Source organism: Rhodanobacter aciditrophus, from assembly GCF_042679525.1.
In the GTDB taxonomy this organism is placed as follows: domain Bacteria; phylum Pseudomonadota; class Gammaproteobacteria; order Pseudomonadales; family Marinomonadaceae; genus Marinomonas; species Marinomonas aciditrophus.
The window spans coordinates 45,748-58,295 of the sequence record NZ_JBHTMN010000017.1 but is presented as its reverse complement, the minus strand read 5'-3'; the positions used below and the strand labels follow the sequence as shown (position 1 = coordinate 58,295).

The following is a 12,548-nucleotide window of genomic DNA, read 5'->3' as shown; positions in this document are numbered from 1 at the left end:
GATCCAACTTTTGCCAGCTATGCGCTTTAGCTTGCAATAGACATACTTATCGGGAGCTGATGGAAGTCCACGCTCTTGGTGGCAGTCATGGAGCGCCACAGTTGCTCACTGATGCTTTCTAGGGGTTCTTCTGCTCCGGCAGCGATCCATTCTGCGATAGCTTTCGCCACATCAGGGTAATCCACCTTCACTACTTTAGAAGATGCCAACCAACTGGCGATCACCGAGCCATTCAGCTCATAGGCTCCCTGTGCAAACTTTAAGTGTTCTAAAGCAATCACATTGGAAAGCTGCTCAACCTGCCCATGAAGTGGTTTCACTAATATACGACGTCCAAGATACAAAGCTTCTGAATTCAACTCAAAACCCGCGTTACACAATACTGATTGGCATTCTTGAAGGTTCTTTTGAAAGCCATCTCGACTAAACGGAAACACCTCTACATTGCCATAGCACCCGGGCTCAATATCCTTGCAATGTAATCGAAAGCGATACTCTGGTACCTGCTCTAGCCACTCCATGACCTCTTCACTGTTTTCAAAGGGTAAATAGACCAACACTTGATCATCTTGAGGATGCCCCATTTGTGGGTGCCGCTGAATAATTGGCGGCAAGATAGGCTTTCCAAAATGATGCCAATGAACCCCTACGGAACGAGAGACAGGTGCAAACCGAGAAAGAATCCATCCTCCCAGCTTATCCCCTTTGTACTTTGGTATGTCATGGCCAAATGCATATTGGTGACCGATCCCAAAACATGGCTTGTTTTGACGCTTAGCTGCCCAAGCTGTGACAGGTTCAAAGTCAGTAATGATCAAATCATAGGACGATAAATCCAGTCCTCTTACGTCTTTTATCAGCTGGGTTAAACTGGCTTTACGATAGGTCGCCCATAGATCAATTTGCCCATCTTTGGCCACAAAAGAGAGTCCTTCAAAGGCCTGATATGGACCAAAGCAATCCATATCAAAATAGTCTTCTTTTGCTCGCCCCGAAAACAAATAGTCCACTTCCACACCCAAACGCTTAAACTCCACACTTAACGCTCGTGCGCGGGTGATATGTCCATTACCAGTGCCTTGTACCCCATAAAGAATCTTCATGCTACGACTCCAAAAGCCAAGGCGGCACAAATGCTTCCCAGTAAAGCTCCCATTACAGTATCTGTTGGAAAATGCACACCTAGAAAAATCCGAGACATACCCACCATAACTGCCCAGCTGTATAGGGAAATACTTAATCCGGGGAACCACTCGCTTACACAGTAGGCCATAAAGAAGGCACCAGAAGTATGGCCTGATGGAAAAGAGAACTGATCAGAAGGACGAATAAAGCTGGTGAAATCCTCTAAAATGTCAGCGGGGCGATTGCGTTTAAACCCTTTTTTAAGGATCAAATATAAGATGCGCTCAAGGGTGAACCCCATTGCCAGCAACCAAGCCCAATCCTGATGCCCCGTTGTCCAAAATGCCAAAGCGAGCACTACATACAAAGGACCGTCAGCAGAGATGGATACCACGCGGCTTAAACGGGTCATCAGTTGACGATTTTTGCGTGCCATCAGCCAGTAAAACGTCGAAACATCTAAATTATGAATGTTGGTAAGTATGTTCATGACACCTCCCGATCCTTTTGTGTACTTTAAAAATAGCCACAGGGGGTGTCACTTTGGTTGCACTTCAGTGATGCTTTTATGACAAAAAAGCCCCGCTGAGCGGGGCTTTTTAGGGAACCGAAACTTTAATGAATTTCTATTTAGAGCATTAAAGTCCGTTTACAGATTTGAATTTGGCGATCAAATCACTTGGTTGCTGCTTCTTGTTTTCATTGTTTAGGGCATAAACAACGGTTTCACCCTTTGGACCAGACGCGATATCTGTGTAACGCAGTGGTACTTCACCAACAACACGAGCCGTATTCATTTCTTCAAGAGATTGGAATACGTAAATTCGGCCTTCCATACGCATTTCGCCATAGAAGTCTTCTGCACCCGCTAGGTCACCATCAAACATTTCAACGCTAGCGATACCGGACATTTTCTTCTTGTCTTCATTAGTTAGACCAAAGACCACCGTCTCGCCTTTTGGTCCATCGCCAATACGTACTTTACGGAAAGAGGTTTCGCCGACAGTCAGAAACTCTTCATAAACATCACGGTCATCAAAGACATAAATGCGACCGTCATCGTGCACTTCATAAAGGTCATCATTATTCATAGGTGCGCTTTGAGCAGCCATAGAATCATTTGATTTTACGTTTCCACCACAGGCTGTTAGCAATACAGATGCGGCAATAAGACCCAGTGTAGGCAAAGTTATTTTTTTCATGGTTGTCTCCTTGAGTTAATTGCCTTACACCATACCGTCTAAATGTGACAGTTTTAGTGCACCTTTATTGCAACTTCTTTAGAGTATTTACCCTTAAGGAGAATTGGCCATTTTAACAAACGAGGGTTAGAGCCACCCCGTCAACATAAAGCCCAAACCTAAGGTACGGGTATAGTTGTCATAATCCAGCATGGATTGACCATAGCCCTCAAAGTATTGAGCATAACCACGCACTTTCCCCCAAAGCGGGAAACTCACCCCTAATTGGATGGCACCTTTGTTATCACTTCGAAGGTTGTTTCGCAGCAAGACGTCATAGGTCACATCATCGATCACATGGGCGATCTGGATATCCCCATAACCTAGATAACGTTCAATATCCGGGTTGTCATCATCGGAGGATTCGGGGATGCGATACCAAGGGCGGAAAGCAAAAACCGTATTCTCCCTTTCAAACACAAAGGATAAAAACAAGCGGTTCCAAGAACGGGACCATGGATCTTGACGCCCATTAGACTGATGGTTGATACCATAATTTAGATAAGTCAGTTTTGTTCCAAAAAAGCTTAAATCTGGCTGAGTCACAATAAAGGCTTCTGGCTCATAGTTAGTATCACGGAACGGAGCAGAAGCATTACTGTTGTAGGCCTGCCAAAAGGACCTCTGGGTGTAAGCAAACCAAAGAGTCGTGTTCTCACCAGCGATACTTGTTGCCACTGGAAACTTCACACTGAATTGAAACTGAAACTCTATGTCCTGCAAGTTGTCATTTTCAATACCTTGTTGGGATTCACGATCATTCGGATCATGAGTAAAACTAAAAGGCAGGAAATAGTTAGGTCGATGGGGCGTTAAAACAAACGGGTCATCGACCGTGGCACGCTCCCGTGCTGCCCTTTGCTCAATTAGACCATTTGCTTTTTTAGCCCGAACTGCAATCGGCTCAGGAACTTCCGGCTCCTTTAGGATAGGCACATTTTTTGATGCCTCATTGTCTTCCGATTGGGCGGGAACCTCAGAGTTTTTGACACTTCCAGTGCTCGTTGCTTGGGTATCTTCTACGGCAAAGGCCGGAAACGACAGTACATAAAGCCAAAATAGACTTCGCTTAATCCAAGGCATCCATTGATCCTCATGGTTAGGTAAGAGTCTTAAGCTGGAAAGACCTTGCGCATGTAGCTTTCGTTTTCCATCTCAAGAATTTCAACCGTAAGGCTAACTTGTTTCAACGCAAAGCGACACAAAGCTTCTAGGACAGACTGTGAAAGTAGCGTTTTCTGCTCTTGCGTTCTTCCACTCAAAATCCGAACCGTCACATGAATGAAAGCGTCCTGCGCACCACCCGTAATGAAGTGTTTGCAGGGAAAAGCCCTAAGCTTAATATCACTCGGCTGAAAAAGCTGAGAGTTAATACAGGCTTCTTGAACAGCTTCCAGTAAGTCCATAGGCGGCACTTCTTGTTCAAGATTCTGGCTGTACTCTAAGATACAGTGCGGCATAGTCTTTTCCTTTTATTAGTATTTTGAAAAACGTTAATAACCAAGCTGTAAATCTACTGTATTGGGCAGTATGTTTAGCATTCGATAATTGCGAACATTCTGAGCCACTATTTGCGACGCTGAGTAAATGGATGTGGCCGCGGAAATATGGGGCAACACACTCACTTTTGGATGCGTCCAATAAGGATGAGAGCGTGGCAATGGCTCAATGGCAAACACATCCAATACTGCTCTCTGTAAGCGTCCCGTGTTTAAGGCATAAAGTAAGGCTTCATCATCGATTATTTTCCCTCGAGCAAAGTTAATCAGCTTAGCCCCTGGCTTTATTAGATCCATACTTTCAAAACTAAGAAGATTTTCCGTATGCTGCGTCAAAGGAAGCAAGCAGACCAGTATATCACTTTTATTTAGAACGCTCTCAAAACCCTCTTCACCGGAAAAGCATTCCACGCCGGCAATCGTTTTTTGCGAACGACTCCAACCAATCACATTAAAGCCATTGGACTTCAAGCGCTCGGCACTGGCTTTACCGAGTTCACCCAATCCCAGTAGTCCGACGGTACGTTCTCGAGCAGGTACATAGGGTAAGGGTTGCCAAAGCGCTTTCTGCTGCTGCAAGGAATAATCAGGGATGTCTCGATGTAAAAACAGCGACCAGGTTAACACCGCCTCAGCCATAGTGTTGCTCAGCTCAGGATCCACGAGTCGCACAATTCTAAAAGCTGGGTTGTCCAGCTCGTTCACCATTCGCTCCACCCCAGCCCAGACACTGTGTACCCAAACAAGGTTAGGTAGGCGTTTTAGATCTTCAGGATCAGGATTTGCCACCACCGCAATATCTGCCATCTTGCATTCCGCATCACTTAGCTTATTAAGAGGTAAAATACTTTCATCGGGCATCTGGCGAGACAGCTGCTCTAACCAAAGTCTCTCGTCTGCTTCATCTAAGCGATGGATAAATGGGATGGGGGCTTTCATGAACTAACACCTTAATTTAAATCGAATAAGCATGACAAACATACCGAATCAAACACAAAAGTGAAACGTTCACCCAGTATTGCGGTCACGTGAAATCGTTTAGTTAAACGACTTTAAAAGGATTGCGACACAATTCGGCAAACTGAATAGCAGGACAAGGTCGGCCAAAGAAATAGCCTTGGTAAGTGAAACATTCCATGGCTTTTAAGTGGTCAAAGTGCGCTTGAGTTTCCACCCCTTCCGCCAACACATTCACCCCAAGTGCTTTCGCCATAGCAATCACAGCCAAGACAATGGCACGATCATTTGGGTCGTCAATCAAATCACGGACAAACGATTGGTCAATTTTGAGTCGGTTGATCGGCAGCTCTTTTAGATACTTCAAAGAGGAATAGCCAGTCCCAAAATCATCGATGGATAAATGAATGCCTAATGCCCGAATCTGAGCCATTTTAGACAAGGCCAGCTCTAGGTCTGACATGAGCATATTTTCGGTAATTTCCAGATCCACCGCGCTGGCTGGCAAGCCAGATTTTTCCAATGCGTCAGTAATGTCTGGCACTAGATTTGGATGAAGAAATTGAATGGGGCTGACGTTTATAGAAATTCGCCAATCATCTTTCCAGATCCCCTCTTTCCGCCATTGGGCCACCTGTCTAGCTGACTCTTGAAATACAAACCGGCCGATATCGTGAATGAGTCCGATTTCTTCCGCAACCGATATGAACTCGTCGGGAGAAATAAAGCCATCATCCGGGTCGTTCCAACGTAATAATGCTTCCGCACCAATAATATGACCCTGATCGTCATTCTGGGGTTGGTAATAGACTTCAAATTCATTTTTGCTTAAGGCTCGGTGCAGAGATTTTTCCCGACTAAGACGCTTATCAGAAATAGCCTGCATATCGTCTTGGAAGAAGGCAAAGGTGTTACGCCCCACTTCCTTAGCTCGATACAGAGCCGTGTCCGCTTGACGCAAAACCGTCGCTGGCGACTCTTCTGAGCCATCGAAAAAGGACACCCCGATACTGGCAGTGACATGAAGTTCATGTCCGGCCACCCACTTGGCTTTGGCACATTCATTTAGGACTTGCTGGACGAAGTTCAACACATGGGCGTTTCTATCCCCTTCGCCCCCTCCCATACTTCCCCATAGGAAGGCAAACTCATCTCCTCCCATACGAGCAAACGTCATATCAGCGGGTACACTTGGTAAGATAGAATCCACCACCTCAATCAGCAGCTGATCACCCACGTTATGACCAAGGGAATCATTAATGGTTTTAAAGCGATCAAGATCGAGCATGATTAAAGCGCCCGTTTCATCACTGGCCAAGCCATTCATACTTTTTTGTAGGCGATCAACCACTAGCGATCGATTCGGCAAACGGGTTAACGAGTCATAATAGGACAAGCGGTTTATCCGCTGCTGTGCTTCTTTTCGCTCTGACAAGTCACGCACTAACAGCACCATCTCAGGCTCATCCTGAACCAGATACTTGGCGATCCTTATTTCCACGGGAATTGGGGTAGTCTCAGGGGAGAACGTTGTTTCAACGGTCATCACCCCATCCACAGGCATTTCCGTCAACAGTTCGTCCAAAGGCAACCAAAGATTATCCCCATGAAGCTCACTTAAAGGTCGGCTCATCAACTCTTGTGAAGTGAGCGACGTGAGCTTCTCAATTGCACCGTTGGTTAGAGTAATCTTATTGTTGTGGTCCACTACCAAGATGCCATCGGCTGCATGGTCAATCATTGCTTTTGAATGCTGATGGCTACGCTCCAAAGCACTCATGGCGGAGGTCAACCGAGACAGTAACTGATTAAACGTTGTTTTTAATTTGCCTAACTCATCTTCCTTGTGAACCCGGTCAAAGGAACTCGGTAAGGACACCATATCTCGCCCACCGAGATGGGCAATTGACCAAGTTAACTGTTTGACAGGGCGAGTGACTAAACCATAAAAAACAAGAGAAATGAGAGAGGCCAGCAAAATATCTTTAACAAGATTTTGGATAAAAAATTGGCTATTAAAGCGCACAATTTCATCGACTAAATAGCTACGATCTAAGTTAACAAGAATCTTTCCAAGCTGTACTTCAATATCACTGAAATACAGTTGGCGGGAGATAGATAATTCCCCAGGCAATAGACGTTCAGAAAGAGAATCACTGATATTTGGGGCCAAACGAAGGGCATTTGCTTGGGCAAACACATTCCCTTCTTCATCAAGCAGCACCACCCGATGAATGGCAGGGTGATACAGCAAACTCTCAGCTTGCTGTTGTGCAAACGGACGATCTAATCGAAATAAAGCTTGGGCTAGAGGTTGTTCCACAAGAGACAATACACTTTGCAACTCTTGCTCTATTCTAGCGGGTTCGTTTTTTAGAGTTTCATAGGCTTGTAAACAGCTCAACACAACACTTAAAACAATCGCCAACATCAAAGTTGCAATCGTTTGCTTTAAATACAGAGATTTCGTGAGCGCTAACCGCATAAGATCCCTACTAAGCTAAACCATTTAATAATAGTGGCGATGTACTATTCGCTTTGAGCTTAACTACCACCAAAGAAAGATCAATGATCGATCACTAAAATGACGGCATTAGGGCACCAGTCATTCCTAAATTGTGCAATAAATGAATATGCCAACAATTTATTCAACATTCAACTGGTATAAAATTTTCTTTATACATTAATAAGTTGTATATAAAGCAATACTAATTTAAGTCTCCCAAATACATAAAGACGACTTACTAGTTTACAAAAGCCTACAAATAGAAAGCGACTACCCATAATATCAAGCACGAGATATGCCAAAAGAGCTCACTGACATCCGATCAGACGAACAGCCTATGAAGCTGAAAATGCTTCCACCGGCTTACGGCTCACGCTTGATAACACCAAGGTTAAAGTCAGTACACAAGAAAAGACCAAAATAGACCCTGCAACTACCCAGCTCCAACCTCCATATTGCCAAAACGGGTCTAAGTAAAAACCACCGCAACTGGCGCCAACATAATAAAACACCAAATATAACGATGAGGCGCTGGCCTTAGCCTGATGGGCATTTTTACTCACATAACTGCTGGCGGTAGAGTGGCATAAGAAGAAGCCAAAACAATTTAAAAACAAACCCATAATGATCGTTGATAACGAGCCCTGAAGAGTCACAAGAGAGCCGATAATCAACACACATGTGCCCAATGTCATAATACGTGGCTGAGGAATAATGCCCGCAAGCTTACCAGAAAATGCCGACCCCACAGTGCCACTTAAATAGGTCAAAAACAGCAAGCTCACATACTTTGCTGACAAGCTGTATGGCGCTGCTTCAAGGACAAACGTGATATAGCTGTACTGGTTAATAAAGATAAAGAAGTTAAAACCACCAATAAGGTAGCACAGCAACAGTACACGATTACTTAAATGTAAACGGACGTTTTGTAAAATAGAGCTCACCTTAAATGGGCGCGGTTGAAACCTTTGTGATTTGGGTAACAAATAAGCGAACAAAGAAACGCACACCAAGCTGACCAAGGCCATCACCATAAAAGCGGCAGACGGCCCCTGCCATTCACCGACAAACCCTCCGATTAGGCGACCACCAATGCCCCCCAAAGTATTGCCACTGATATAAAGGCCAACCGCTACCGCTAGCGCATGGGGCGTATATTCATCCCCCATATACGCCACAGCAATAGCGGGCAAGCCCGCCAAAAAGAACCCTTGAACTCCTCTTAACACTAATAACCAAGGGTAACTTTCTACAAAAGCTAAGGCACAAGTGGTTAAGGTCACCCCGAATAAAGTGAAGAGCATGATGCCTTTTCGACCTAACGCGTCAGATAAGGGACCATAAAATAATAGGGAGATGCCTAAGGTGAAGGTGGTGATAGTAAAACTACTGGCCGCTTGCAGCTCCGTGATGGCAAAGTGCCCTGCAATCATAGGAAGTAATGGCTGAGTCACATACACATTGGCGAACACCATAAATGAACCAATGATAAGCGCTAGAGTACCACGCCAGAACACCCAACCTTTTGCTTCGATCATGCTTATGAGCCTGCTTTAAATTCAACTATCGGGGCACTATACTCCTTTCAAAAGCATCAAAAAAATATATAAAAATTATCCAATAGATAAGAGATGATTATGGAAGTAAAACCCTTACGCTATTTTCTAGCGGTCGCCGATACTTTGAGCTTTACCCGAGCCGCCGAACAACTGCACATCGCTCAACCGGCAATCAGCATGGCAATCAAAAAACTAGAGAGCGAATGTGGGGTAGACCTATTTCATCGTTACGAGCGTAAAATTTCGCTTACCGATGAAGGTCGGGTATTAATCGATTACGCTCGCAAGACGGTTCAAGCCGCCGATGATGCTCAGCTAGCGATGTCAGAGCTCAATGGTTTGGCCAAGGGAGAGGTTCGTGTGGGCATTCCCAGTATGCTGGGTTCTTATTACTTTCCACCCATATTAATGGCCTTCAAGCATCGCTACCCCAACCTGTCACTTCAGGTTATTGAAGGAGGCACTTGGAAGCTCAAACAAATGCTGGAAGCCGGCGAGATTGACCTTAGCGTGATCGTTGCAGAGTCCCCAAGCGATCAACTGGAAACTCGCGCTTTGATCCGGGAACAAATGCTGGTGGCGATTAATAAGGAACACCCCTTTGCTGCCTTAGACACAGTCACACCGGAGCAATTCTTTAAAGAGGAGTTGGTCATGTTTAAAGAAGGCTATTTTCATCGCCGAGTCATTGATCGCCTTGCTAAGGAGCAAGGTGTCACTCCAAACATAGGTTTTGAAACTAACTTGATTCCCCTGATCAAATCCATCGTACAACAGGGTTTTGGGGTATCAACCCTTCTTGGAATGGTCATTGAACCCAAAGACGACGTCATCACCAAACCCTTTGCGGATAATGTCTGGCTGGACATTAATATTGCATGGCGAAAAGGAGGCTACCTATCTAAAGCCAATCAGGCCTTTTTAAACTTTTTGATCGAAGAAACAGAACGAAAAAAGCCAATCTTTGAAAAGTGATTGGCTTACTTAAAAAGTGATTGGCTTAGTGGCTAACTCAATAATGGCTTGCTAGATAGCAAATGGCGCTACACCGATTAGGATGGGATGCAAATAGAAAGCGAACAAAGCAAAAGCAACCGTACCGATCACGACCGCTATCAAATCGTATTTCATATTAGGCGCTTCGTAAGTCACACCGGCTTCACGATCACGTCGTTTAGAAATGGCATAATCCGCCACAGCCCAAGCGAGAAAGGCACCAAATAACACCACGTCCGCCGAAGAGCCATTGCTAATAAGATGTGCAAAGGCCCAAAGTTTCACACCGATAAGCATTGGGTGGCCACCCATTTGCTTCATTTTCGAGTACGGCATCTTAGCCACAGCAAGATAAATAAATGCCACCAGTATCAGAAGAGCTGCCACATGACGTGACCAAACGGGAGGCGTCCACAACCAAACAGCACTGTATCGCGCATACCCATACCCCATAATGGTGGTGAGCAATCCCACAATGGCCACGGCACTGTATAGCAACTTCCAATTACGGGCCCCCAGTTGTTCGATCATCGACTCTCGTAAATCTGGTGCAAATGGACGTATGCAGTGCACCCCAATAAATAAAAACAACCCTACTAACAATAGCGCCATAACCCTCTCCTGTATGAACGACCTCTTCTGGCACGCTAACTTTATCCGCCCCCTATAGGTCGTGCAAGGCTATTCCCCAATTGACCATAGTCAAACAAAGCCAATCAGGTTTACACTAGTTCACTCTAACCTTCTGAGCTGTAGCTGCTTATTATGATCGATGCTTTATTTCTCACCTTCATTTTCCTTGTTGCTGGCGTCGTATCGGTTCCCATTGCCACTCGGTTAGGACTCGGCTCCGTATTAGGCTATTTACTAGCGGGTGTACTAATAAGCCCATTGTTGTCACTGCTGCAAGTGGACATCACCGCCTTGCAACATTTTGCGGAGCTTGGGGTGGTACTGATGCTGTTTTTGGTCGGCCTTGAACTTAAACCTCAAGCACTTTGGGCCATGCGTGCTAGGTTGGTAGGACTTGGTGGCGGCCAAGTGGCGCTAACTGCCCTAGTGGTCACAGCTGTCTGTCTAGGGTTTGGTGAATCTTGGAATACAGGATTGGCCATCGGGCTTATATTAGCCCTCTCCTCTACAGCTATCGTCATTCAAACCTTATCTGAAAAGGGTCTACTCAAATCAGACGGTGGTCAATCGTCGTTTGCCGTTTTATTGGCACAAGACATTATTGTCATTCCAATGCTTGCCTTTATGCCGTTACTGGCGTCCCCTGACTTGTCCAATATAGTGACAGAGGTTGCTGATACCGCAGGCTCTCATGATTCAACCTTACTTCATGGACTATCAGGGTGGCAGACCACCGCCGTCACTCTTGGCGCCATAGCACTGGTCATTGTTGGTGGTCATTACTTGGCGTCACCAATATTTCGCTATATTTCCATTGCTAACTTGCGTGAGATGTTCACGGCTACCGCATTACTGTTTGTTGTCAGTGTTACGGTATTGATGTCACTGGTTGGCCTATCCCCTGCCTTGGGAACCTTCTTGGCTGGCGTGGTGTTAGCGAGTTCTCCTTATCGTCATGAGCTAGAGAGTGACATTGCGCCATTTAAAGGGCTTCTTTTGGGGCTGTTTTTCATGACCGTCGGGGCGGGCATTGATTTCCAACTTTTATTTGAAAAGTTCTGGCTCATTATAGCCTTGAGCCTAGGCTTGATGATCGTAAAAGCGATCGTGCTTCTGGTTTTAGGACGGTTGTTTAATATCCGAGGAAGTAACAAATGGCTGTTTGGGCTGAGTTTAGCCCAAGCGGGGGAGTTCGGCTTTGTGTTGATCGCATTCAGCGAAAGTAACTCAGTATTATCCCAAGCTACGGCAGACATTCTACTTTTGATTGTTGCCATCTCGATGTTACTCACGCCTCTGCTTTTCATTCTTTACGATAAAAAAATCGCTCCACGCTATGTGAATGATTCCACCGGCCAGCACAGCAGTGAGTTTCCTAACGATAAAAAGATCATCATTGCGGGATCTGGTCGAATGGGCAGTGTTGTAGACCGTATGCTGAGATTGGCTAATTATGACGCCACAGTGATTGATTTTAGCGTCAAACGTTTACGTGCCCTAGAACGATTCGGGGTGCAAAATTATTTTGGCGACGCCACGCGACCAGACATTTTACATGCAGCCGGGATTGAAGAGGCAGACATCTTGATCATTGCCATTGATGACCCAGAGCAAGTGACTAAATTGGTAAAACATGTTGTTGAACACTACCCGAAACTTCACGTTATTGCTCGGGCCCATGATAACAACCATGTATACGATCTTTGGTCCTATGGCTGCCGTGACATCATCCGTGAAACCTGGGACAGCAGCTTACGTATGGGGCGCTCAACCTTCGAAGCACTAGGCATTCCAACGGAACAAGCTCAACAGATGGTGGATACTTTTAATCATTATGATAAGGATTCCATGGTTGCTGTAGCAGATGCTCATCAGACAGGAGTCCCTTCCCATGAAAACCAAGCCTACATCGCTCGCATAAAAGAACACCTTAAAGAGCGGGATCCAGAAGTTCGCGCGACCATGAACGCCCTACGTCATGGGAAAGATTCTCAAACATAAGGACAGTAATTGCGCAAAGTTCCGTCAACAT

At 45.4% G+C, this 12,548-nt stretch carries 11 protein-coding genes; 2 read left to right on the top strand and 9 right to left on the bottom strand.

The annotated features are described in order from the left end of the window. Positions 1-26: 26 nt before the first annotated feature. The 8 genes from ACFQ45_RS14705 to ACFQ45_RS14670 form a co-directional block, all read right to left on the bottom strand. The gene (locus ACFQ45_RS14705) at positions 27-1,103 is read right to left on the bottom strand and encodes an MJ1255/VC2487 family glycosyltransferase (RefSeq protein ID WP_377369017.1); all 1,077 of its coding nucleotides are present in this window, start codon (positions 1,101-1,103) and stop codon (positions 27-29) included. Then, complete coding sequence (locus ACFQ45_RS14700) at positions 1,100-1,615, bottom strand: phosphatase PAP2 family protein (RefSeq protein ID WP_377369015.1); 516 nt, start codon at positions 1,613-1,615, stop codon at positions 1,100-1,102. Before ACFQ45_RS14700 ends, ACFQ45_RS14705 begins: the two co-directional genes overlap by 4 nt. 148 nt (positions 1,616-1,763) lie before the next feature. Continuing rightward, positions 1,764-2,327 (bottom strand): hypothetical protein, encoded by a 564-nt coding sequence (locus ACFQ45_RS14695; protein ID WP_377369013.1) that lies wholly within the window; start codon positions 2,325-2,327, stop codon positions 1,764-1,766. A gap of 126 nt (positions 2,328-2,453) precedes the next feature. Further along, complete coding sequence (locus ACFQ45_RS14690) at positions 2,454-3,449, bottom strand: phospholipase A (protein ID WP_377369011.1); 996 nt, start codon at positions 3,447-3,449, stop codon at positions 2,454-2,456. A 29-nt stretch (positions 3,450-3,478) separates the two neighbouring features. Then, complete coding sequence (locus ACFQ45_RS14685; RefSeq protein WP_377369009.1) at positions 3,479-3,826, bottom strand: 5-carboxymethyl-2-hydroxymuconate Delta-isomerase; 348 nt, start codon at positions 3,824-3,826, stop codon at positions 3,479-3,481. 33 nt (positions 3,827-3,859) lie between these two features. Next, complete coding sequence (locus ACFQ45_RS14680) at positions 3,860-4,804, bottom strand: 2-hydroxyacid dehydrogenase (protein WP_377369007.1); 945 nt, start codon at positions 4,802-4,804, stop codon at positions 3,860-3,862. Between the two features lie 103 nt (positions 4,805-4,907). Further along, positions 4,908-7,307, bottom strand: coding sequence for a putative bifunctional diguanylate cyclase/phosphodiesterase (locus ACFQ45_RS14675; RefSeq protein WP_377369005.1), 2,400 nt, complete (start codon positions 7,305-7,307; stop codon positions 4,908-4,910). A gap of 356 nt (positions 7,308-7,663) precedes the next feature. After that, a complete protein-coding gene (locus ACFQ45_RS14670; RefSeq protein WP_377369003.1) occupies positions 7,664-8,866 on the bottom strand; it encodes an MFS transporter in 1,203 nt (400 codons plus the stop codon). 99 nt (positions 8,867-8,965) lie between these two features. Between ACFQ45_RS14670 and ACFQ45_RS14665 the strand changes: the two genes are divergently transcribed. Next, the gene (locus ACFQ45_RS14665; RefSeq protein ID WP_377369001.1) at positions 8,966-9,862 is read left to right on the top strand and encodes a LysR family transcriptional regulator; all 897 of its coding nucleotides are present in this window, start codon (positions 8,966-8,968) and stop codon (positions 9,860-9,862) included. Positions 9,863-9,913: 51 nt separating this feature from the next. On the opposite strand, the gene ACFQ45_RS14660 is transcribed toward ACFQ45_RS14665, so the two are convergent. Further along, the gene (locus tag ACFQ45_RS14660; protein ID WP_377368999.1) at positions 9,914-10,495 is read right to left on the bottom strand and encodes an NnrU family protein; all 582 of its coding nucleotides are present in this window, start codon (positions 10,493-10,495) and stop codon (positions 9,914-9,916) included. Between the two features lie 153 nt (positions 10,496-10,648). On the opposite strand from ACFQ45_RS14660, the gene ACFQ45_RS14655 reads away from it, so the two are divergent. Then, a complete protein-coding gene (locus ACFQ45_RS14655) occupies positions 10,649-12,517 on the top strand; it encodes a cation:proton antiporter domain-containing protein (RefSeq protein WP_377368997.1) in 1,869 nt (622 codons plus the stop codon). The last annotated feature ends 31 nt before the right edge of the window (positions 12,518-12,548 follow it).

What these genes read in the sequence shown, in the direction of transcription:
- ACFQ45_RS14705 (WP_377369017.1), bottom strand. Translation starts at nt 1,103, where the DNA reads ATGAAGATTCTTTATGGGGTACAAGGCACTGGTAATGGACATATCACC.
- ACFQ45_RS14700 (WP_377369015.1), bottom strand. Translation starts at nt 1,615, where the DNA reads ATGAACATACTTACCAACATTCATAATTTAGATGTTTCGACGTTTTAC.
- ACFQ45_RS14695 (WP_377369013.1), bottom strand. Translation starts at nt 2,327, where the DNA reads ATGAAAAAAATAACTTTGCCTACACTGGGTCTTATTGCCGCATCTGTA.
- ACFQ45_RS14690 (WP_377369011.1), bottom strand. Translation starts at nt 3,449, where the DNA reads ATGCCTTGGATTAAGCGAAGTCTATTTTGGCTTTATGTACTGTCGTTT.
- ACFQ45_RS14685 (WP_377369009.1), bottom strand. Translation starts at nt 3,826, where the DNA reads ATGCCGCACTGTATCTTAGAGTACAGCCAGAATCTTGAACAAGAAGTG.
- ACFQ45_RS14680 (WP_377369007.1), bottom strand. Translation starts at nt 4,804, where the DNA reads ATGAAAGCCCCCATCCCATTTATCCATCGCTTAGATGAAGCAGACGAG.
- ACFQ45_RS14675 (WP_377369005.1), bottom strand. Translation starts at nt 7,307, where the DNA reads ATGCGGTTAGCGCTCACGAAATCTCTGTATTTAAAGCAAACGATTGCA.
- ACFQ45_RS14670 (WP_377369003.1), bottom strand. Translation starts at nt 8,866, where the DNA reads ATGATCGAAGCAAAAGGTTGGGTGTTCTGGCGTGGTACTCTAGCGCTT.
- ACFQ45_RS14665 (WP_377369001.1), top strand. Translation starts at nt 8,966, where the DNA reads ATGGAAGTAAAACCCTTACGCTATTTTCTAGCGGTCGCCGATACTTTG.
- ACFQ45_RS14660 (WP_377368999.1), bottom strand. Translation starts at nt 10,495, where the DNA reads ATGGCGCTATTGTTAGTAGGGTTGTTTTTATTTATTGGGGTGCACTGC.
- ACFQ45_RS14655 (WP_377368997.1), top strand. Translation starts at nt 10,649, where the DNA reads ATGATCGATGCTTTATTTCTCACCTTCATTTTCCTTGTTGCTGGCGTC.